At 58.9% G+C, this 20524-nt stretch carries 21 protein-coding genes; 18 read left to right on the top strand and 3 right to left on the bottom strand.

Annotated elements, in window-relative coordinates:
* Positions 1-14: 14 nt before the first annotated feature.
* From ACYCZJ_RS00105 to ACYCZJ_RS00095, 3 genes are read right to left on the bottom strand one after another with little or no spacing between them, the layout of a single operon-like run.
* Positions 15-347: a TusE/DsrC/DsvC family sulfur relay protein gene (locus ACYCZJ_RS00105; RefSeq protein WP_461552187.1), complete on the bottom strand. Its 333-nt coding sequence runs from the start codon at positions 345-347 to the stop codon at positions 15-17.
* A 30-nt stretch (positions 348-377) separates the two neighbouring features.
* A complete protein-coding gene (gene cas6 / locus ACYCZJ_RS00100) occupies positions 378-1004 on the bottom strand; it encodes a type I-MYXAN CRISPR-associated protein Cas6/Cmx6 (protein WP_461552186.1) in 627 nt (208 codons plus the stop codon).
* A gap of 26 nt (positions 1005-1030) precedes the next feature.
* Positions 1031-1276, bottom strand: a complete 246-nt coding sequence (locus ACYCZJ_RS00095; RefSeq protein ID WP_461552185.1) for a DUF6967 family protein — start codon at positions 1274-1276, stop codon at positions 1031-1033.
* Positions 1277-1711: 435 nt separating this feature from the next.
* Here ACYCZJ_RS00095 and dsrA point away from each other — a divergent pair, with 435 nt between their 5' ends.
* The 18 genes from dsrA to ltrA all read left to right on the top strand — a co-directional run bounded on the left by dsrA (position 1712) and on the right by ltrA (position 20340).
* The gene (gene dsrA / locus ACYCZJ_RS00090; RefSeq protein ID WP_461552184.1) at positions 1712-3013 is read left to right on the top strand and encodes a dissimilatory-type sulfite reductase subunit alpha; all 1302 of its coding nucleotides are present in this window, start codon (positions 1712-1714) and stop codon (positions 3011-3013) included.
* Between the two features lie 50 nt (positions 3014-3063).
* On the top strand, positions 3064-4134 hold the full coding sequence (dsrB, locus tag ACYCZJ_RS00085) for a dissimilatory-type sulfite reductase subunit beta (protein ID WP_461552183.1): 1071 nt from the start codon (positions 3064-3066) through the stop codon (positions 4132-4134).
* A gap of 69 nt (positions 4135-4203) precedes the next feature.
* The gene (gene tusD / locus ACYCZJ_RS00080) at positions 4204-4563 is read left to right on the top strand and encodes a sulfurtransferase complex subunit TusD (RefSeq protein ID WP_461552182.1); all 360 of its coding nucleotides are present in this window, start codon (positions 4204-4206) and stop codon (positions 4561-4563) included.
* 16 nt (positions 4564-4579) lie between these two features.
* On the top strand, positions 4580-4984 hold the full coding sequence (gene tusC / locus ACYCZJ_RS00075) for a sulfurtransferase complex subunit TusC (protein ID WP_461552181.1): 405 nt from the start codon (positions 4580-4582) through the stop codon (positions 4982-4984).
* An 11-nt stretch (positions 4985-4995) separates the two neighbouring features.
* Positions 4996-5301 carry a sulfurtransferase complex subunit TusB gene (gene tusB, locus ACYCZJ_RS00070; RefSeq protein ID WP_413437209.1) on the top strand — a complete coding sequence of 102 codons (306 nt, stop codon included), beginning with the start codon at positions 4996-4998 and terminating at the stop codon, positions 5299-5301.
* Positions 5302-5332: 31 nt separating this feature from the next.
* Positions 5333-5665: a TusE/DsrC/DsvC family sulfur relay protein gene (locus tag ACYCZJ_RS00065; RefSeq protein ID WP_461552180.1), complete on the top strand. Its 333-nt coding sequence runs from the start codon at positions 5333-5335 to the stop codon at positions 5663-5665.
* A gap of 89 nt (positions 5666-5754) precedes the next feature.
* Positions 5755-6483 (top strand): respiratory nitrate reductase subunit gamma, encoded by a 729-nt coding sequence (locus tag ACYCZJ_RS00060; RefSeq protein WP_461552179.1) that lies wholly within the window; start codon positions 5755-5757, stop codon positions 6481-6483.
* A gap of 15 nt (positions 6484-6498) precedes the next feature.
* Positions 6499-8031: a sulfate reduction electron transfer complex DsrMKJOP subunit DsrK gene (gene dsrK, locus ACYCZJ_RS00055; protein WP_461552178.1), complete on the top strand. Its 1533-nt coding sequence runs from the start codon at positions 6499-6501 to the stop codon at positions 8029-8031.
* 29 nt (positions 8032-8060) lie between these two features.
* Positions 8061-10010: an NAD(P)-binding protein gene (locus tag ACYCZJ_RS00050; protein ID WP_461552177.1), complete on the top strand. Its 1950-nt coding sequence runs from the start codon at positions 8061-8063 to the stop codon at positions 10008-10010.
* Positions 10011-10018: 8 nt separating this feature from the next.
* The gene (locus tag ACYCZJ_RS00045; RefSeq protein WP_461552176.1) at positions 10019-10564 is read left to right on the top strand and encodes a hypothetical protein; all 546 of its coding nucleotides are present in this window, start codon (positions 10019-10021) and stop codon (positions 10562-10564) included.
* Positions 10561-11301 carry a sulfate reduction electron transfer complex DsrMKJOP subunit DsrO gene (gene dsrO / locus ACYCZJ_RS00040; RefSeq protein ID WP_461552175.1) on the top strand — a complete coding sequence of 247 codons (741 nt, stop codon included), beginning with the start codon at positions 10561-10563 and terminating at the stop codon, positions 11299-11301. Before ACYCZJ_RS00045 ends, dsrO begins: the two co-directional genes overlap by 4 nt.
* A 3-nt stretch (positions 11302-11304) precedes the next feature.
* A complete protein-coding gene (gene nrfD / locus ACYCZJ_RS00035) occupies positions 11305-12513 on the top strand; it encodes an NrfD/PsrC family molybdoenzyme membrane anchor subunit (RefSeq protein ID WP_461552174.1) in 1209 nt (402 codons plus the stop codon).
* 41 nt (positions 12514-12554) lie between these two features.
* Positions 12555-13553: a glycosyl transferase family protein gene (locus ACYCZJ_RS00030; protein WP_461552173.1), complete on the top strand. Its 999-nt coding sequence runs from the start codon at positions 12555-12557 to the stop codon at positions 13551-13553.
* Between the two features lie 11 nt (positions 13554-13564).
* A complete protein-coding gene (locus tag ACYCZJ_RS00025) occupies positions 13565-14962 on the top strand; it encodes a cobyrinate a,c-diamide synthase (RefSeq protein WP_461552172.1) in 1398 nt (465 codons plus the stop codon).
* 44 nt (positions 14963-15006) lie between these two features.
* Positions 15007-15369 carry a HesB/IscA family protein gene (locus ACYCZJ_RS00020; protein WP_461552171.1) on the top strand — a complete coding sequence of 121 codons (363 nt, stop codon included), beginning with the start codon at positions 15007-15009 and terminating at the stop codon, positions 15367-15369.
* 18 nt (positions 15370-15387) lie between these two features.
* Positions 15388-16848 carry a dihydrolipoyl dehydrogenase family protein gene (locus tag ACYCZJ_RS00015; RefSeq protein ID WP_461552170.1) on the top strand — a complete coding sequence of 487 codons (1461 nt, stop codon included), beginning with the start codon at positions 15388-15390 and terminating at the stop codon, positions 16846-16848.
* Between the two features lie 18 nt (positions 16849-16866).
* Positions 16867-18273 carry a siroheme synthase CysG gene (gene cysG, locus ACYCZJ_RS00010; RefSeq protein ID WP_461552169.1) on the top strand — a complete coding sequence of 469 codons (1407 nt, stop codon included), beginning with the start codon at positions 16867-16869 and terminating at the stop codon, positions 18271-18273.
* 708 nt (positions 18274-18981) lie between these two features.
* Positions 18982-20340 carry a group II intron reverse transcriptase/maturase gene (gene ltrA / locus ACYCZJ_RS00005; RefSeq protein WP_461552168.1) on the top strand — a complete coding sequence of 453 codons (1359 nt, stop codon included), beginning with the start codon at positions 18982-18984 and terminating at the stop codon, positions 20338-20340.
* Positions 20341-20524: the final 184 nt, after the last annotated feature.

The following is a 20524-nucleotide window of genomic DNA, read 5'->3' as shown; positions in this document are numbered from 1 at the left end:
CATATTGGGCGCTATCAGTAGCCGCCTTTCCCGAACGGCTTGGTCAGGCCGGCTACCCGCGCCGCCTGGCGGGCAGGCTGGTTGGGAAACAGGGTGTACAGATGCTTTTTCCAATCCGGACCGGGATGGTTTTCCTCGAGATCCTTGACCATGTTGCGGAAATTCGGCGTATGGCCGTCCTCACGGAATTTCTCGCGCAGGTAACGCACCACGAACCAGTGTTCGTCGGTCAGGCCGATATTTTCCGCGCCGGCGATGACGGGCACGATTTCATCGTCATAAACTGGCTCCAGCAGGAATTTTTCATCATCGACTTCCAGTTCCTGGCCGTTGTATGTGTAGCTCATTTTTTCCTCCTGTCGTTAACGGATTGGCGATTAAACCGAGCCTATTGCGCCGACGGCGGCAATGGATTTATGCGGGATAAAGATGCCGCATCCGAGCTTGCGGTGCGCTCCCAGGCCCTGCTGCTGCATATGGATGGCATGCTCCAATGGCAGGTTGTGCAGCAGCAGGCTATAGCCGGAAACGGTATCGCGGCCGTCAAAAACCTGCTGGCGTCTGCCGCAAATGAAACGGCTGTCAATGCCCATCTGGTTCAGCATGCGCATGATGTCGAGCGTGAATTCTTTTTCATCTGCGCTGCCGGTGACCACGCAATGGGCATACAAGGGCGTGTACCTGCTCAGCGGCTTGATCTTGCAGGCGCCAATAACCAGTTCCTGTTGCTCCAGGTGGATGGTGCGCCCGTTAAGTTTTGTTAATTCATCCAGACGGCCGGCCGGGCAGCGCACCACCAGTTTGGTACGCCGGTTCAGCATCAGTTCGCCGGCGCCGCTGTCGGCGCCATGCACCGGATGAATGCCCAGCAAGGGCTCATCCTCGATCCAGGGCAACCAGCGCAGCAGTTCCTGGAACAGCAGATAGCCGTGATCCGCCGGCATGCGCGGGCCGCGCAATTCCAGATGCGCATCGGACATCGCGGCGATGCCGATTTCCGACATCTCCGCGTGATCGTCGTAGAGCCAGCCTATTTTCCTTCTCCTGCTTTGACCTGCCCGGCCTGGGCAAGGGTGTCCGCCCATTCCAGCATGGCCCGCCCCCACGCCCTGGCGGTGGGTTCGTCGATATCGAAAATGGTAAAACGTGTCTGCTCGCGAATCCTTACCCGTAGCGTCACGTAATCGGCCTGGTGCAGCACGTGCTGAAGCTCGATTTGCTGCCGGTAGGGCGAGGCCAGCAATTTATGCAGCGTTCTGATTTCAATCGCGTCCAATTTTTGTCCCCAATGAGCGTGGAGCAGGAAAGCCGCATTTCTTAAAGGCACCTGGGCGACCCGGGCTTGACAGGATTGTAATCGGCCTCATTGCTTCGTCCTGAGCAAAGTTTCTCATTGTCGCCCGCACAAGAAACTAGCCCAGAAGGGGGAGGCGCACTACCCGAATGGTTAGGTGTGTACTACCAATCAAGTTTATGGAATTGGCGTTTTTGAAGGAGGAACATACATGAACTTTCAGTGACATTGCGCCGGGCATCAGTTTCCGGCGGCAGCATCAACGGTCATGGACTGCCTGGCCTTTGAGCACGGCAGGAAGGGTCAGGTTAACGACTAGTGCAGTCTGGCTGAACATGTTGATCGGTTGATCATAAGTTCAACCATGGATTTTGGACAAACCGGCAACTACTTACTGGTGGAATGAAGGGAGTGGCTATGACCAAGAAGATGTACGACACGCCGATGCTTGACCAACTCGAGAGTGGCCCGTGGCCCAGCTTTGTAACCGGGCTGAAGCGTCTGGCCAAGGACAACGACATGATGGTTGACCTGATGGGTCAGCTGGAAACCTCCTACCAGACCAAGAAAGGTTACTGGAAGGGCGGCACCGTGGGTGTGTTCGGTTACGGCGGCGGCGTGATCCCCCGCTTTAGCGAGTTGAAGGACGAGCACGGGAAACCCCTCTATCCAGCTGCCGCTGAATTCCATACCCTGCGTATCCAGCCGCCGGCCGGCATGCACTACAACACCGAGATCCTGCGCAAACTCTGCGATCTGTGGGAAAAGCATGGTTCCGGGTTGATTGCCCTGCATGGCCAAAGCGGCGACATCATGTTCCAGGGCGTCTCCAGTGCAAACGTCCAGCCCGCTTTCGACGAGCTGAACGAAATGGGCTTCGACATGGGCGGCGCCGGCCCTGCCCTGCGCACCTCCATGTCCTGTGTGGGTGCAGCCCGTTGTGAAATGTCCAACTTCGACGAGGCAAAAGCATTGCGGACCATCATCAATGACAATATTGATGACATGCACCGTCCAGCGTTGCCGTATAAATTCAAATTCAAATTCTCCGGCTGCGGCAATGATTGCGTGAACGCCATTCAGCGTTCCGACATGGCGGTAATCGGTACCTGGCGCGACAGCATCCGTGTCAACGAGGTGCTGGCCAAGGATTACATGGCCAGGCACGGCATGGAAAAACTGGTTAACGACGTGATCAGCCGTTGTCCGACCAAGGCCTTGTCCCTGAAAAATAGCGCCGATGTTTCCCGGGCCGATGGTATTTCCAGCGTGGCCGTCACCGACACCCAGTCCCTGCAAATAGACAACCACAATTGCGTGCGCTGCATGCATTGCCTGAACGTCATGCCGGGTGCGCTGCTTCCCGGCGCCGATAAAGGTGTGAGCATCCTGGTGGGCGGCAAGAGCGTGCTGAAGATTGGCGCCACCATGGGCACGATGGTGGTTCCGTTCATGAAGCTGGAATCCGAAGAAGACTTTGAAGCGTTGACCAGTCTGTCGCGCAGCATTATCGACTTCTTTGCCGAGAACGCGCTGGAGCATGAACGCACCGGCGAGATGATCGATCGCATCGGCCTGGTCAACTTCCTGGAAGGCGTGGGTATTGATATCGATGCAAACATGGTTCTGGAGCCGCGCAGCAATCCCTATGTACGCATGGACGGCTGGGACGAAGAAGTCGAGAAGGCGGCAGAACACAAGAGAAAAGTTGCCGGTTAATGCCGCTTCATTAAGCGCTGAACAAGTTTTCTATCTGGAGATAAGAAATTATGGCTGAAATGCGTTCACCCATTGAGAGCGGCGTTCCGGATCCGATGCCCTACATGCACCCGGTCATGGTCAAAAACTATGGCAAATGGGCTTACCATGATCATCCGAAACCAGGTGTCCTGCGGCACCGCGCCGAAAGCGGCGATGAAATCTGGACGGTCAAGGCAGGCACCCAGCGCCAGATGGACGTCTACACCATCCGCACGTTGTGTGACATTGCCGACCAGTTCGCCGATGGACACGTACGCTTTACTGCGCGCAGCAACATCGAATACATGGTTGCCGACGAGAACAAAGTGGAACCCCTGATCAAGGCGCTGAATGATCATGGTTTTCCGATCGGCGGCACCGCCAACTCGGTTTCCATGATTGCCCACACCCAGGGTTTTCTGCATTGCGACATTCCCGGCACCGACGCTTCCGGTACGGCGAAGGCATTGATGGACGAGCTGTACGAGGAGTTCATCAAGTGCGAGATGCCCAACCGGGTCAAGCTGTCCACCTCCTGCTGTGAGATCAACTGCGGCGGTCAGGCCGATATCGCGATTATCATGCAACACACCAAGCCGCCCAAGATCAACCATGATCTGGTTGCAAACGTGTGCGAGCGCCCTACCGTGGTGGCGCGCTGTCCGGTGGCAGCGATTCGTCCGGCGCTGGTGAACGGCAAACCTTCTCTGGAAGTGGACGAGAAGAAATGCATTTGCTGCGGCGCCTGCTACCCTCCCTGCCCGCCGATGCAGATCAACGACCCCGAGCACTCCAAGATCGCGATCTGGGTCGGCGGCAAAAACTCCAACGCGCGTTCCCGCCCCACTTTCCACAAACTGGTGACTTCCGGCCTGCCCAACAACGCGCCGCGCTGGCCGGAAGTGGCAGCAGTGGTCAAGAACATTCTGTCCGTGTACAAGGCGGATGCGCAGCCCTGGGAGCGCATGGCGGACTGGATCGAGCGCATCGGCTGGCCGCGCTTCTTCGAGAAAACCGGTCTGCCGTTCACCAAGTACCACATTGACGATTGGCGTGGCTCGCGGGCGACACTGAATGCCTCCGCACACATCCGTTTCTAGTTGCTTTTGAGCCGTTCCTGCGGCGCGCAAGGCCGGCAGCGACAGCGCCATAAAAAAGGAATTGAAGGTATGAAATTCGGAATAATGGTCAACGAAGGTCCCTACACCCACCAGGCTGCGGATACCGCGTACCTGTTTGCCAAAGCGACATTGGAAAAGGGCCATCAAATCCATCGGATTTTCTTCTATCACGACGGCGTCAACAATGCCACCCGGCTGACCGAGCCGCCGCAGGACGATCGTAACGTCGTTGCGCGCTGGTCCAAGCTGGCGGAAGACCACGGCATCGATCTGGTGGTGTGCGTTGCCGCTGCCTTGCGTCGCGGCATCTGCGACGAGAATCTGGCTCCCGGTTTTCGCATTTCCGGTCTGGGTCAACTGGTCGAAGCCGGCATCCAGGCCGATCGGCTGGTGGTATTCGGTGATTGAGCAAGAGGAGAGTGTGATGAACGAAACAACAGGCGGTATCGAGGATGACGAGGGCTCCGGCATCGTAAAGAAATTCATGTTCGTCAACCGCAAGGCGCCTTACGGCACGATTTACGCGCTGGAAGGGCTGGAGGTGGTGCTGATCAGCGCGGCTTTCGATCAGGACGTGAGCATGGCTTTTCTGGATGACGGTGTGTACCAGTTGGTCAAGGGGCAGCATACCAAAGCCCTCGCTGTGAAAAACTTCTCGCCTACCTACCGGGCGCTGGAAGGTTACGACATCGAGAAGCTGTACGTGGAACGCGAGTCGCTGGAAATTCGCGGCTTGAACGCGGGCGACCTGCTGGTGCCGGTGGAAGTGCTGTCCTCTGCCGCAATGGGCGACCTGATGAAAACGCAGGACGTGGTTATTGGTTTTTAAGGGGAAAACGAATGCTGCACATCGTGAACAAATCTCCATTCGAAAACACCACGCTTGCCAGTTGCCTGCGCGTTGCGTGCAAGGGCGGTGGTGGCGCGCTGCTGTTGATCGAAGATGGGGTTTATGCGGCAACAAAAAACAGTGTTGCGGGGAATGCCGTCCACGGTGCCATGGGCGACATCCAGGTGTATGCGCTGTGGCCTGACGTGGAAGCTCGCGGCATCCAGGACCGGGTGCTGGAAGGCGTGAAAATGGTGGACTACGGCGGCTTCGTCGATTTGGTGGTTGAGCACAGCAACGTGCAATCCTGGTTGTAAATGGATTTTAAAATTAGAGAGGTTAGATATCATGGCTTTGGAAGTTAACGGCAAGACCTACGAGACCGATGAAGAGGGCTACCTGCTCAACCTGAGCGAATGGGACGAAGATATCGCCAAGGTGCTGGCCGAGAGCGAGAAAGTAGAGATGAGCGAAAATCACTGGGAAGTGGTCAATTTCCTGCGCGAGTACTACAACGACTACCAGATTGCTCCAGCGGTGCGCGTACTGACCAAGGCGATCGGCAAGAAATTGGGCGCGGAGAAGGGCAACAGCAAATACTTGTACGAGCTGTTTCCGTACGGTCCGGCCAAGCAGGCATGCAAGATCGCAGGCCTGCCCAAACCTACCGGCTGCATCTGATCTACGGCGGCTGATGCAGCGTAAAGCGGCAACGACCTCACGAGGCCGTTGCACTGCAGTTTATTTGAGACCGGAAGGCAAGCGCTAGCATGTCATCGCTCACAACTTTTTTTGCGCTTCTGTTTTACCTGGCGACAGCGCTGCTGGTCAGCGGACTGGCTTATAAGATTTATATTTATAGCCGCACCCCAGCGCCGCTGAAGATTCCCACCATGCCTGCGCCTATTACCACGACCGGCGTTGTCATGCGCATGGGACGTGAAGTCGTGTTGTTCGAAAGCCTGTTCAAATCCAACAAGTGGATCTGGATTTTCGGCTGGATGTTCCATTTTGGCTTGCTGCTGGTGCTGCTGCGCCACCTGCGTTATTTCACCGAGCCGGTATGGGGCTGGGTGGTGTTGATTCAGCCCTTCGGCAGATACGCCGCATTCGCCATGATCGCAGGCCTGCTTGGCCTGTGGGCGCGGCGCTTTCTGGTGGATCGGGTGCGTTACATTTCCACCCCCTCCGACCACCTGATGCTCGCGCTGCTGGTCGGCATCGGTTTGACCGGCGCGGCCATGAGCTTTGTCGTGCATACCAATATCGTCGGGCTCAAGGAGTTCATGCTCGGCCTCATGGTGTTCGACTGGCAACCCCTGCCGGCCGACCCAATTTTGCTGGCGCATCTGTCTCTGGTCGCGCTGCTGATGATTATTTTCCCCATCAGCAAGCTGCTGCATGCACCCGGCATATTCTTCAGCCCAACTCGCAATCAGGCCGACAACTCCAGGGATAAGCGCCATGTGGTCGCCTGGGCTGCCCGGCTTGAGAAATAAGAACAGGGGATCCCGGTGGCCGCACCCAAATTCGAAGTTCCTGAACTGAAGGGCTACACGGAAACTCCGCTGCTGCGCGAAGGCGCGGCAGCGGAGGTCAAATCCTTCCCGGCGAACGCGCAGATACAGGAAGCGCTTGGTTTCCCAGGCGAGCTGGTGGAAAACTGGCATGACACAGCCATCGGCAAGATGGGCGAACTGCTCGGCAAGTATCGCTCGCTCCAGGTTTTTATGGATGCCTGTGTGCACTGCGGGGCCTGCACCGACAAGTGCCATTATTATCTCGGCACCAGCGATCCCAAGAACATGCCGGTGGCGCGCCAGGATCTGATGCGCCAGGTTTATCGCCGCTATTTCACCTTTGCCGGAAAATATTTTCCCAAGCTGGTAGGGGCCAGGGATCTGACCAGGGAAGTGCTGGATGACTGGTACCGCTATTACTACCAGTGTTCTGAATGCCGCCGTTGCTCGGTGTATTGCCCCTACGGTATTGATACCGCCGAAATCACCATGGCGGGCCGCGAAATTCTGGACAGCGTGGGCATCGGCCAGAAATACACCAACGAGATCCTGGGCAAGGTGCACCGCATCGGCAACAATCTGGGGCTGCCCGGCCCGGCTTTATTGGACACTCTGGCGGGCCTGGAAGAAGACATCGAGGCCGATACCGGCGTTGCGGTAAAGCTGCCAATCGACGTCAAGGGCGCGGAAGTGCTGCTGATCACGCCCTCTGCGGATTTCTTCTCCGAGCCGCACGTGGAAAGCCTGATCGGTTACGCCAAGGTGTTCCACGCTGCCGGAATTAGCTGGACGCTGTCCTCCCATGCCTCCGAGGCCGGCAACTTTGGCATGTTTATCGGCAGCTACGAGCAGATGCAAAAGGTGGCGCTGCGCATCCGCGAAGCGGCGCTGGAACTGGGTGTCAAACGCATTGTAGTGGGCGAGTGCGGCCATGCCTGGCGCGTCGCCTACAGCTTCTGGAATACGTTGATCGGCGCCGGCGCGGGCGCTGACGACAAATACGGCAGGATGCTGCAACAACAGCTGGATCCCAACTATCCGCAGCCCGCGCATATCTGCGAAGTGACTTACGACCTGCTGCAGCAGGGTGCGATCACGATGGACAAGGAAGCCAACGATCACCGCATCATCACTTTTCATGATTCCTGCAACGTGGCGCGGGGCTCGCGCATGGGCGACATGCCGGGCGGACAGTTCGTTATCCCGCGGGAAATCATCAAGTCGGTAGCCAACCGTTTCCACGACATGGCTCCGGAAACCATACTTGAGGGCACCTTCTGTTGCGGCGGCGGCGGCGGCCTGTTGACCGACGACCTGATGGAACTGCGGGTCAAGGGCGCGCAGCCGCGCATGGATGCGTTCAAAAATGTCGTGGATAACCATGGTGTCAACTTCATGGCCAACATCTGCGCGATCTGCAAGGCACAGTTCAGCAAGGTGCTCCCGTATTACGGCTTCGACATGGGCATGGTGGGCGGTGTCCATCAATTGGTAAGTACGGCCATTCGGCTGGGCGCAAAACAGTAGCTTACGGAATTCACTTCAGGAGAGCAGCGATGTCAAGCACATCCGAGGACATGGACAAAAAACTGACCTTTCGTCGATACAAGAACGACGATCAGGACTGGAAGCAATGGCAGGACAAGATTTTCGATGCCGACCATTCCCACCTGTGCCCGGAGTACGTGCTGTCCTCTCCGCCCTGCCAGGCTAGTTGCCCGGCCGGGGAGGACATCCGCGGCTATCTGAACATTGCGCGCGGCATCGAAAAGCCGCCGGCGGGCGTGACCTGGCAGGAATATGCGTTCCGCCGCATTACCGAAGCCAATCCATTTCCCTCGGTGATGGGCCGCGTGTGCCCGGCGCCGTGCGAGTCCGGCTGCAACCGCAACCAGGTCGAAGACTTCGTGGGCATCAACTCCGTCGAACACTTCGTCGGCGACTGGGCGCTGACCAACAAGATGGCCTATGTGAACAAGGCCGAGCCCACCGGCAAGAAAATCGCTGTGCTCGGTGGCGGCCCTGCCGGCCTGGCCTGCGCTTACCAGCTCGCTCTGAAGGGACATTCCGTCACCATCTTCGACGAGCACGAACTGCTCGGCGGGATGATGCGCTACGGTATCCCCGGCTTCCGCACGCCGCGCGAAGTGCTCGACGGCGAGATCCAGCGCATTCTGGATCTGGGCGTGCAGACCCGCATGAAAACCCGTGTCGGCAGTGACATTGCGTTGGCGCAGCTGGAGCAGGAATACGATGCCATTTTCATGGCGATGGGGGCCCAGAGCGGCCGTCCGCTGCCGGTGCCCGGCGCCGAAGCACCCAACTGCGTGACCGCCATGGCCTTTCTGCGCGCCTTCAACGACGGACGTCTGCAACACGTGGGCAAGCGCGTGGTGGTGATCGGTGGTGGCGACACCTCGATCGACGTGGCAACCGTAGCCCGCCGTCTGGGCAAAATCACCCACGATACCGAGAGTGAACGTCCCGAGCACATCATTGCCGGCAACGTGGCGCACGACGTCGCCGAGGCTTCCGTCCGCGAAGGCGCGGAAGTGGTGCTGGTGTCCCGGGCCAGCATCGACAAGATGCACGCCAACAAGCATGAAATCGAGCAGGCGCTGGCCGAAGGTATCGAGATCCTCGGCGGCGTAATGCCGATAGCGGTAATCCTGGGCGCGGATGGCCGTGCCACAGCCCTGCGCGTGGCCGAATTCGACATGGTGAAGGGCGAATCCGTCATCAAGGAAGGCACCGAACGCGATCTGCCCGCCGACCTGGTGGTGTCCGCCATCGGCCAGGCGGTGGATTTCACCGGCTTGGAAGAGTTCAACAACAACAAAGGCCTGATCAAGCCGGACAGCCACTATCGCTTCCCCGGCAAGAAACATATCTTTGTCGGCGGCGACGTAATCAAGCCGCACCTGCTCACCACTGCCATCGGTCACGCCTCCATCGCCGCAGAGGGCATCCATGCCTTCCTGGGCGGTCATGATGAGCTCGACAAGCGTCCCAAGGTGGACGCGCACCGCTTCGATCTGCTGCGCAAGCTGGTGGAAAAAGGCATGAAAATCGAAGAGTACAACCACCAGCAAATGCATGGCTCGGACACCAGTGCTTTTGCCGTGCACAACTTCGAGGATCGCTCCGCAAAATACGTAATCCCGTCCACCGAGCTTTTCCTCGGCCATTTTCCGTTCGCCGAGCGCCACAAGCGCGAAACGATCACACTCAACGCCGAACAGGCGCTGGGTAATTTCGAAGAGCGTCTGGCGGCTCTGAACGAGGCACAGGTTGTGGCGGAAGCCAAACGCTGCATGAGCTGCGGTTTGTGCTTCGAATGCGACAACTGCGTGGTGTACTGCCCGCAGGCCGCCGTATTCAAGGTCAAGCGCGACAAGTCGACACTTGGCCGTTATGTGGACACTGACTACAGCAAGTGCATTGGCTGCCATATCTGCGCTGACGTGTGCCCGACCGGCTACATCCAGATGGGCATGGGCGAGTAGGGCTCGATATGAGAAGGCTGGCCAAAGGATGGGTTAAACCGGCTGCATTGGGCGCCTTTCTGCTGGCTTGCGCGCTGTCGCTGGCCTACGCGGGGAGCGGCACCCAGGAATCGTCACGGGTACCGAAGCCCAATGTGACGACGGCAAAAGGCGAAAAGTGCGTGGAAGACACCGAGTATATGCGCAAAAATCACATGAAGCTGCTGCGGCATCACCGCATTACGGCCGTGCACGAAGGGGATAACCAAAAAACCGACAAGTACAGCATCGTTAACTGCGTGAACTGCCATGCCAGTGCCAAGGACAACAGCGTGACCGGACCGGGCGATTTCTGTCAAAGCTGCCATGCCTACGCGGCAGTGAAGATCACTTGCTTCGAGTGTCATTCCAGCAAGCCTTCCGGGTCGCCACCGGCATTCCATCCGGCAGTGTCGCAGGGACCGCTGGATAAAACGACCCGTGCCACCATGATGCGCTATCAGGCTTACCATGGGCGTCTGCCGAATCTGGATGCCGGGTTCAACGCCAAGGATGTGGCTGGAGTGATTCGATGAGCGATTTTTACACTTACCGCCGCCGTTTCATGGGGGGCGTGCTGGGCGTGGCCGCCACCGCTGCGCTGCCGGCTGGAGTGCTGTTCTGGCAAACCGCCCAGGGAGAGGTGAAAGACGGCCCGCCCGCTTCCGGCAAGGTACGCTGGGGCATGCTGGTGGATACCACAAAATGCGGCACCGGTTGCGATGCCTGCGTGCGCGGGTGCGATCAGGAAAACGGTCTGTCCGGCGATACCTCGCCTACCAGCCCGCAGTGGATACGCAAAGTGCAGGTGAGCAACCCGCGCACCGGCTACAGCTTTTCCTTGCCCATGATGTGCCAGCATTGCGAGGAGCCGCCCTGCGTGGACGTGTGCCCCACCGGCGCTTCGTTCAAGCGTGCCGACGGCATTGTGCTGGTGGATCGCCACCTCTGCATCGGCTGCCGCTATTGCATGATGGCCTGCCCCTACAAGGCGCGCTCCTTCATTCATCAGCCGGTCACCGATCAGTTGGCGGAAGTGCCGCGCGGTATCGGCTGCGTGGAGTCATGCACTTTCTGTGTGCAGCGTATCGACGCGGGCAAGCAGACTACGGCCTGCCAGGATGCCTGCAATGCCGAAGGCCACCAGGCCATTTATTTCGGCAATCTGAAAGATCCTGACAGCGAAATTTCCAGGCGTCTTGCCAGCTACCGCAGTCAGGAAGTTCTGGCGAGCCTCAACCTGCACACCGGCGTACGCTACGAAGGTATTTGAACCATGCAAATCGTATTTCGCGAACTGGAAGGAAAGAGCAGTACCTATTACGGCCTGCTGGGCGGACTGGGCCTGCTGGCGCTGCTTGGTCTGTTTGCCGCCTATCAGATGGAGCATCATGGCCATATCATCACAGGTATGACCAACCAGGTGGTGTGGGGGATACCGCACGTATTTGCGGTGTTCCTGATCGTGGCTGCCTCCGGTGTGCTCAACGTGGCATCCATCGCCACGGTATTCGGCAAGCAGTTCTACAAGCCGCTGGCGCCGCTGTCGGCGCTGCTCGCCATCGCCCTGCTGGCAGGCGGCCTGATGGTGCTGATGCTGGACCTGGGCCGCGCCGATCGCCTCATCGTCGCCATGACCCATTACAACTTCAAGTCGGTGTTTGCCTGGAACGTGTTCCTTTATACCGGCTTCTTCACCCTCAGCGCGATTTACATCTGGACCATGATGGATCGCAAGGTGGCGGCTTTCAACAAACCGGTGGGTTTTGCCGCCTTCTTCTGGCGCCTGTCGCTCACTACCGGTACCGGCTCCCTTTTCGGTTTCCTGGTGGCGCGCCAGGCCTATGACACCGCCTTGCTGGCACCGATGTTCATCATCATGTCGTTCTGCTACGGGCTGGCCGTCTACCTGCTGGTGCTGATGGCCGCCTACAGCTGGAGCAAACGTCCGCTCGGAGATGTGGTCATCAGACGCCTGAAAAACCTGCTGGGCGTGTTCATCGCCGCTGTGCTGTATTTCGTCGCGGTCTATCACCTGACCAATTTTTATTTCACCAGGCAGCACGAGTTCGAGCGCTTCATTCTGCTCGACGGCGGCATCTATACCCTGCTGTTCTGGATCGGTCAGATATTGCTGGGCGGCGTGGTGCCGTTGATTCTGTTGTACGCACCCGCCACCCGCCAGTCGCGCAGCGCCATTGCCAGCGCCTGCCTGCTGGTGGTGCTGGGAGGGCTGGCGCAGATGTATGTCACCATTATCGGCGGCCAGGCTTTTCCGCTGCAAATGTTCCCCGGCATGGTCGAGTCCAGCAGCTTTTTCGATGGCGTGATTCATCCCTATGTACCCAGTTTGCCGGAAACGCTGCTGGGGCTGGGCGGCGTGGCGGTGGCCGGTGCGATGGTCGTGTTCGCAATCAAGATTTTGCGTTTTCTACCGGAAAGCCTGGATGACTTGGTGGTGAACCCTCACCACAAGTCTGGCTGATATTGCCTGGCAACCAGGGGCCTGTTTTAAAGGATATCCACATGAGTGAAGAACATCCGTTTGCTCCCTACATCCGTATCCTGGGAAAGGGCAGAAGCGGTTCGCGCTCGCTCACCCGGGACGAGGCCTGTCAGGCCATGCGCATGATCCTGGCCGGGGAAGCCGAGCCCGTGCAACTGGGCGCCTTTCTCATGCTCCTGCGGGTGAAGGAAGAATCCCCCGAGGAACTGGCCGGTTTCGTGCTCGCCGCGCGCGAAACCATGCCGCTCCCTGATAACGCGCCGGCGGTGCAACTGGACTGGTCGTCCTATGCCGGCAAGCGGCGCCAATTGCCGTGGTTTTTGCTGTCCGCGCTGCTGCTCGCAAGCCATGGCGTCAACGTGTTCATGCACGCCGCCGGCGGGCGCAAGGACAACCGTGTGTACACCCCGGAGACGCTGGCGCTGCTGGGCATCAGCCCGAGCAACTCCTTGCCGGAAGCAGCGGCCCAGATCCGCACTCGTCACTTCGCTTTCATGCCGCTCGAGGCATTGAGCCCGGCGCTATACCAGATCATGGAACTGCGGCCGATGCTGGGCCTGCGCTCGCCCGTCAACACCATGGCGCGCATGCTGAACCCGCTGCGGGCACCGGTGGCGATACAGGGTATTTTTCATCCGGCTTACCGCGATATGCACCAGTTGGCCGCGCAGTTGCTCCAGCAATCGCACCTGGCTGTGCTCAAAGGAGAGGGCGGCGAGATCGAGCGCAATCCCGACTCGCCCTGCCTGGTCAAAAGCGTGCACAACGGTGTGTTGTCGGAGGAAGAATGGCCTGCGCTGTTCCGTAATCGCCACATGAAAGACGAGAGCATGGACACCCGGCGTCTGCCCGCGCTGTGGAACGGCGATATCGAAGATGAATACGGGCTCGCTGCCATTACCGGCACCACTGCGATAGCGCTCAAAACCATGGGCATGGCGGACACCCAGGAAGCAGCGCAGGCCATGGCTGCGGAACTGTGGAAGCGGCGTCCCTCCACCTGGCTCAAGGCGGCCTGAGCGGAACAGACATGTCGCGCTTCCTCATCTCCGCTGCACACAAATCGTCGGGAAAAACCACGCTGAGCATCGGCTTGTGCGCGGCCTTGCGTGCTCGCGGCTTGCTCGTACAGCCGTACAAAAAGGGGCCGGACTATATTGACCCCATGTGGCTGACGCTGGCTGCCGGCCGCCCCTGCTACAACCTGGATTTTTACCTGATGGGTCGGGAGGAGATCAGCAACCTGTACCAGCAACACAGTGCCAGCGCGGATGTCTGCCTGGTGGAAGGCAACAAGGGACTCTACGACGGCCTGGATCTGGACGGCGGCAACAGCAATGCGGCGCTGGCGCAGTTGCTGGACCTCCCGGTCATCCTGGTGATTGATGCGCGCGGCATGACGCGGGGCGTGGCGCCGCTCATCCTGGGCTACCAGGCTTTCGACCGCAATATCCGCATCCATGGCGTGATCCTCAACCAGTTGGGCGGCTCGCGCCACGAGAGCAAGCTGCGCGCGGTGATCGAGCATTACACCGATGTGCCGGTGCTGGGCGCGGTGCAGCACGATCCCGCGCTACAGATTGTCGAGCGCCATCTCGGGCTGATGCCGAGCAACGAATCTGCCTCCGCCACCCGGCAAATCCGCGCCATCGCCGAATGCATCGCCGCGCAAGTGGACCTGGAACGGCTGCTGCAAGTGACCGTTTCTCCGCACGCCGCAGCCGCCGCATCTGCGGCCCCAATCCGGCCGCGGCCGCGTTTTCGCATCGGTCTGGTGCGCGACCGGGCGTTCGGTTTTTATTATGCCGACGACCTGGAAGCCCTGGCTGCGGGCGGCGCGGAAATCGTCCCGATCAATGCCCTGGATGACGCGCATTTGCCGGCGCTGGACGGCCTCGTCATCGGCGGCGGTTTCCCGGAACTGTTCTTGCAGGAGTTGGAAGCCAATGCCTCGCTGCGCCGCGATATCCACCAGGCGGTGGAAGACGGACTGCCGGTTTACGCGGAATGCGGTGGCCTCATGTACTTGTCCCGCAGCATTCGCTGGAAAGAGCGCGCTCACCCGATGGTGGGCGTGATACCGGGCGACGTGGTGATGCATGACAAACCCGTGGGGCGCGGTTATGTACGCTTGCGCGAAACCGGGCTGTCGCCATGGCCCGCAGGCGCGGCGCCGGCGCAGGAAATCTGCGCGCACGAATTCCACTACTCCAGCCTGGAAAATCTGGCGCCGGATGTGCAGTTCGCTTATGAAATGGTGCGCGGTCACGGACTCGATGGCCGCCACGACGGCATCGTTTACCGCAACCTGCTCGCGTCCTATACCCATTTGCGCTCCACCCGGAATTTTAACTGGGTGCAACGCTTTCTTGCCCTGGTAGCCCGGCATGCGTCCTCCACAATGGCTGCAAAGCAGGCCGTGGCTTGATTTGCCGAATCAACTTTAACCAGTCCTGGAACAGGAGCCCTCGCATGATTACCGTGACCCCCATTGCCGCCCAACAAATTCAGGCTTCCGCCGCCCAGGGCGACGTGCAAGGCATGGCGTTGCGGTTGGCTGCCCGCTTCACCGCGGATGGATCCATCGAGTACGCGATGGGTTTCGACGAGCGCAGCGCCGATGACGCATTGGTGAGCGTTGAAGGCGTGGATTTGCTGATTCATGACAGTCACCAGGCGCTGTTAAATGGCGCAACCCTGGATTTCGCGGAAGTTTCTCCCGGCCAGTCAGGATTTGTATTCCGCAACCCCCACGCGCCACATTCCGCCTGCGGCGGTGGCAGTTGCGGTGGTGGGGGTGGGGGCTGTGGCAGCAGCGGCGGCGGCTGCGCCTGATCCATGGATACTCAAGCGATGCAATTCGATCTTATCGTCATCGGCAGCGGGCCGGGCGGTTATAAGGCTGCCATCAATGCCGCACATCTGGGTGCAAAGGTTGCCTTGATTGAACGCGATCTGCCCGGGGGTACCTGTCTCAACCAGGGGTGCATCCCGAAAAAAACCCTGCTGCATATGGCCAGCCTCATCGCCAGCGTGAACGAACTGGAGGGACGCGGACTGGTGGGCCATGTCAGCGGTGATTTCAAGGCCGCGATGGTGCAGAAGGATGCGGTCATCAAGGGTATTCGTGACAATTTCCCGATCTGGCTCAAGCGTCTGGGCGTGCGTATTTTTCGTGGCGAAGCCCGCTTCGTCGACCGTCAGCGGGTGCGCATCAGCCTGACGGAGCCGCTGGCGGATACCACTGTGGCTACGCTTGAACTGCAGGCACCGCGCATTATCATTGCCACGGGCTCCACGCCCAGAGAACTGCCAGCCTGTCCTACCGATGGCCGTGTCGTGGCGAATTCCAGGGATTTTCTGTTCAAGCTGGATTATCTGCCGCGCTCGGTGCTGTGCGTGGGTGGCGGGGCCATAGGCGTGGAATTCGGCTTTCTGCTGCATCAGTTCGGCGCCAAAGTGCGCATCGTGGAGCAGGGCGATCGCCTGCTGTATCGATCGAGCATGCCTGATCGGGCCTGCAGCGCTCTGGAAAGAAAACTGAGCCGCCTGGGCATCGAGGTGTGCAACAATCTCAACGTTATTTCCACCAAGGTTGAAGAAAACGGCATAGATGTCGAGTTCAGCAACTGTGAACGTGCCCGCTATGACTATGTGCTGGTAGCCGTGGGCCGGCAGCCCCAAATCCAGGGCCTGGGCCTGGAAGAGATTGGCGTGGCCGTTAACGCCGAAGGTTTCATCGTCACTTCCGAATACCTGGAAACCAGTGTGGCGGGCATCTACGCGGTAGGCGATGTCAAACACAGCCCCATGTCCAGCCCGATGACCGCCAACGCCGCCCTGTACGATGGCAAGGTGGCGGCAACCAATGCCATCCGAGGCAACGAATTGCATGCCAATTATTTCAAGGTGCCGTTCGTAATCCACTCGGCGCTGGAGATGGCCAGTGTCGGACTGTCCGAAGACCAGGCCGAGGATGCCGGTTTCGAAGAGGAAGTGGCGCGTTCCAGCCTGGGTGGCTCCGGCAAGGCGCGCGCCTGCCATGACTTCGAAGGTTTCACCGAGGTGGTGCACGATGCGGAAACCGGCCAGTTGCTGGGTGGCTGCATCGTGGGCCCGGAGGCCGGCGAGCAGATCCACATGCTGTCCGCCGCGCTGCAATCCAAGCTGGGGCTGTGGTTCTTCAAGGATATGAGTTATAGCCACCCGTCCTGGTGCGAAGAGCTGGAAACCACCATTGACTCCTGCACCTCGGCTTTTTCCAGGTCCGACAAAATCATTTTCCGCCCTGGCATTCTGGCCGGGGCTGAATAACCCGGCCCGGATCGAATCATGAATTTTCTTCCTGTATTTATGGATATTCGCGGCCAGCGTTGCCTTGTGGTGGGCGGTGGCGAAACCGCCGCACGCAAGACGGCGCTGCTGCTTCAGTGTGGTGCGCAGGTGACTGTCGTGGCACCGGAACTCGTGCCCGCCTTTACCGAACTCAAGAACCAGGCGCGGCTTTTCCATCGCAAGATCAGGTTCGAGCCCGCGTTGCTCGACGACGTTGTGGTGGTGATTTGTGCCAGCGGGGACGACGACCTGGACTGCACGGTATCCCGGGCTGCGCACGACCGTCATCTGCCGGTGAACGTGGTGGACAGGCCCGAGCTGTGCAGCTTCGTGCTGCCTGCCATCATCGACCGTTCGCCGCTGCTGGTGGCGGTGTCCAGCGGTGGCGCCGCGCCGGTGCTGGCACGGCTGCTGCGCGCGCGGCTGGAAACCCTGATCCCCTCCAGCTACGGCCGGCTGGCGCTGCTTGCCGCCAGCTTCCGCGACGAGGTGAAAAAGAAATTTTCCCTGCCCCCCAAACGCCGCATGTTCTGGGAAAAAGTTCTCCAGGGGCCGATTGCCGAACTGGTTTACGCCGGTAATGAAGCGGCAGCTGAAGCAGCGCTCAAGCAGCAACTGGACGAGGAAACCGATGACTTGCCGCAGGGCGAGGTTTACCTGGTGGGCGGCGGTCCCGGCAACCCGGACCTGCTGACCTTCCGTGCGCTGCGGCTGATGCAGCAGGCCGACGTGGTGATCTATGACCATCTCGTCGCCGACGCGGTGCTCGACATGTGCCGGCGCGACGCGGAGCGCGTTTACGTGGGCAAGGAGCGCGCCAACCATACCATGCGTCAGGAAGGCATCAACCAGTTGCTGGTGCGTTATGCCCGGCAAGGCAAACGGGTGCTGCGCCTCAAGGGCGGCGACCCGTTTATTTTCGGCCGTGGCGGAGAAGAAATCGAAACGCTGGCGGAAAACGGCATCCCGTTCCAGGTGGTGCCCGGCATCACCGCGGCGTCAGGCGTCGCGTGCTACGCGGGCATCCCGCTTACCCATCGGGATTACGCCCAGTCCTGCGTGTTCGTCACCGGCCATCTCAAGGACAACAGCATCAACCTGGACTGGGATGCGCTGGCTCGGCCCAATCAGACCGTGGTGATTTACATGGGACTGCTGGGCCTGCCCATCCTGTGCAGGGAACTCATTTCGCACGGCTTGCCCGCGGCCACGCCCGTCGCCATCGTGCAGCAGGGCACCACGGTGCGTCAGCGGGTATTGGTGGGCACCCTGGAAACGCTGCCGGCGCTCGCCACCGAGGCCGAGTTCAAGGCGCCCACGCTCATCATCGTGGGCAATGTGGTGAAACTGCACGAGAAACTGGCCTGGTTCCATACCGAGGCGGAGACGGAAGGCAGACAATAAAACATGAAAGGCATTCGAGCCACGGGGGCACGGGGAAATGGGGTTCGCAGGGATGGGCGGCTTGTCGCCCAACTCGCAAAACCAAAAGCTTTTGAACTCGAATCCTTTCGGGCAAGATTTGACCGCTTTTGTCTTGCTGTTGCCGGATTAAAATCATAAGACAAGATGTGATCCTTTATGCGCGGCTTGCGAGGCAAAAGGCGAGACCTGACACCATTGACTGCGGTATATCGAGTACGACCGTTCGCAGTAACAGCAGTAAATCTAGCGGGTTGAAGTCCCGTCCGGGGAGTTGTCCGTGCGCCCCGGTAGCATGAGGAAGCGGCGCTGGAGTAATTCAGGGTCGTGAGTTTCCAAACAGCAAGAGAGCAGGCCGTAACGCAAGTGAACCTATGAGTAGCCTCGTAAACGAATTGGAGAAGCCGACCCTGTGGTCAGAAGGGGAAGGTCGCTGGATGGATGCTGAAACAACGGAAGTGGCATCCATCGACTCCCGGGGTAGCAGGGTCGGCATGTTCTCGAAGATTTATTGCCCAGTGCTGGAGACCCGGTGCGGTGGTGGGGAGACCATCGACTGCGGCGTATAAGGAAACGAAAGCGCAACAGGCCGTATCGGGAGTCGGAGGGGTTCATAGTACCGTTTGAGCTCGAGGGACAACATAACCCCGGACGAGGGAAGGAACCCTGCTTTGTTCATGCAACCGAAGAGTGAAGGAGAAGGGGATTGCCGTGTCGCTAACAACCCCTGATGCAATCAGGACACTACAGAGGAAGCTCTACACCAAGGCCAAGCAGGAACCGGCCTATCGCTTCTATGCGCTATATGACAAGGCGTGGCGGGCAGACATCCTCATGTTTGCCTACCGCCTGGTTCGCGCCAACAAAGGAAGTCCCGGTGTCGATGGGATGAACTTCGAGGACATAGAGCAGAAGATTGGGATAGACAAGTTTTTGTCGGAACTCGCTCAAGACCTGAAAGACAAGACTTATCACCCAAGTCCGGTGCGGCGCGTCATGATACCCAAGGCGGACGGCAGCTTGCGTCCGTTGGGGATACCGACGATCCGCGACCGGGTAGCCCAGATGGCGGTCAAGCTGGTCATCGAACCGATATTTGAAGCGGATTTCTGCCCGAATTCCTACGGATTCCGGCCAAAGAAATCCGCCCATGATGCGGTCGACGAAATAGCGAACGCGCTTCATCAAGGTTACACCCAAGTCATAGATGCCGACCTGTCGAAATACTTCGACAGCATCCCTCACGCCAAACTGCTGGCTGTCGTAGCCGAGCGCATCGTTGATAGTGCGATTTTGCACGTAATCAAACAATGGCTCAAAGCGCCGGTCATCGGCGAGGACAAGGACGGCACCAAGAAGAATGTGGGCGGCGGAAAGGCCAACAGCACAGGCACGCCGCAAGGCGGAGTCATCTCACCGCTGCTGGCGAACTGCTACCTGCACCTGCTTGACCGGATATGGGACAGGCATCAACTGCGCAGGAAATTAAAGGCGCGCATCGTTCGCTATGCGGACGACTTTGTGGTGATGTGCAGGGGCAAAACAGATGCGCCTCTGGCAACGGTACGGCATGTACTGGAACGGCTTGACCTCACGCTGAACGAGAGCAAGACCCACATCGTTGATGCCCGACAAGAAAGTTTCAACTTCTTGGGATTTGCAATCAGGGTGAGCAAGAGTTGGAAGTCGGGCAAGAATTATCAGCATATTTGCCCGGCTTCAAAATCTCTTGCGAAAATCAAAGACCGTATAACGCAACTGACCGCACGAGAGCGCACACCGATACCACTGGAAGATATTGTCGGGAGTATGAACGCCAGCCTTCGCGGGTGGGCGAACTACTTCCACTATCGCAATTCCAGCGGCGTATTGGACAAGGTGAGGATACATGCAGAAGAACGCTTGCGAACACACCTGATGAAGCGCCACAAGGTCAAGGATCGTGGAGTCGGCATTAGCCGTTTCCCGAGTCAACAGCTTTATACGCGTTACGGGCTATACAAGGTTCCGACAACGGCTGGCTGGAAAACGGCGCATGCCTTGGCATGAAGAACATCGGAAAGCCGTATGCGGGAAAACCGCACGTACGGTTTGATGAGGGAGGGCGAGGGTGTAAATAATTTTGTGTAAACGGTCATTAGGCAGGAGACTGCCGCCTCCAAAGGAAAACCATGACCAAACGCAAAGTAGTACAGCCCGATCTGATTGATCTTTTACTCGCTGATTACCAGAA

This window comes from Sulfuriferula sp., assembly GCF_054605375.1.
The sequence above is the reverse complement of the archived record's forward strand: the minus strand, read 5'-3'. Positions and strand labels throughout refer to the sequence as shown.

Excerpts from the sequence above, each read along its gene's own strand:
- cas6 (WP_461552186.1), bottom strand. The coding sequence starts at position 1,004 with ATGTCGGAAATCGGCATCGCCGCGATGTCCGATGCGCATCTGGAATTG.
- cysG (WP_461552169.1), top strand. The coding sequence starts at position 16,867 with ATGAATTTTCTTCCTGTATTTATGGATATTCGCGGCCAGCGTTGCCTT.
- dsrB (WP_461552183.1), top strand. The coding sequence starts at position 3,064 with ATGGCTGAAATGCGTTCACCCATTGAGAGCGGCGTTCCGGATCCGATG.
- ACYCZJ_RS00025 (WP_461552172.1), top strand. The coding sequence starts at position 13,565 with ATGTCGCGCTTCCTCATCTCCGCTGCACACAAATCGTCGGGAAAAACC.
- ACYCZJ_RS00105 (WP_461552187.1), bottom strand. The coding sequence starts at position 347 with ATGAGCTACACATACAACGGCCAGGAACTGGAAGTCGATGATGAAAAA.
- tusB (WP_413437209.1), top strand. The coding sequence starts at position 4,996 with ATGCTGCACATCGTGAACAAATCTCCATTCGAAAACACCACGCTTGCC.
- tusD (WP_461552182.1), top strand. The coding sequence starts at position 4,204 with ATGAAATTCGGAATAATGGTCAACGAAGGTCCCTACACCCACCAGGCT.
- tusC (WP_461552181.1), top strand. The coding sequence starts at position 4,580 with ATGAACGAAACAACAGGCGGTATCGAGGATGACGAGGGCTCCGGCATC.
- ACYCZJ_RS00065 (WP_461552180.1), top strand. The coding sequence starts at position 5,333 with ATGGCTTTGGAAGTTAACGGCAAGACCTACGAGACCGATGAAGAGGGC.
- ACYCZJ_RS00030 (WP_461552173.1), top strand. The coding sequence starts at position 12,555 with ATGAGTGAAGAACATCCGTTTGCTCCCTACATCCGTATCCTGGGAAAG.
- dsrA (WP_461552184.1), top strand. The coding sequence starts at position 1,712 with ATGACCAAGAAGATGTACGACACGCCGATGCTTGACCAACTCGAGAGT.
- nrfD (WP_461552174.1), top strand. The coding sequence starts at position 11,305 with ATGCAAATCGTATTTCGCGAACTGGAAGGAAAGAGCAGTACCTATTAC.
- ACYCZJ_RS00050 (WP_461552177.1), top strand. The coding sequence starts at position 8,061 with ATGTCAAGCACATCCGAGGACATGGACAAAAAACTGACCTTTCGTCGA.
- dsrO (WP_461552175.1), top strand. The coding sequence starts at position 10,561 with ATGAGCGATTTTTACACTTACCGCCGCCGTTTCATGGGGGGCGTGCTG.
- ACYCZJ_RS00045 (WP_461552176.1), top strand. The coding sequence starts at position 10,019 with ATGAGAAGGCTGGCCAAAGGATGGGTTAAACCGGCTGCATTGGGCGCC.
- ACYCZJ_RS00015 (WP_461552170.1), top strand. The coding sequence starts at position 15,388 with ATGCAATTCGATCTTATCGTCATCGGCAGCGGGCCGGGCGGTTATAAG.
- ACYCZJ_RS00020 (WP_461552171.1), top strand. The coding sequence starts at position 15,007 with ATGATTACCGTGACCCCCATTGCCGCCCAACAAATTCAGGCTTCCGCC.
- ACYCZJ_RS00060 (WP_461552179.1), top strand. The coding sequence starts at position 5,755 with ATGTCATCGCTCACAACTTTTTTTGCGCTTCTGTTTTACCTGGCGACA.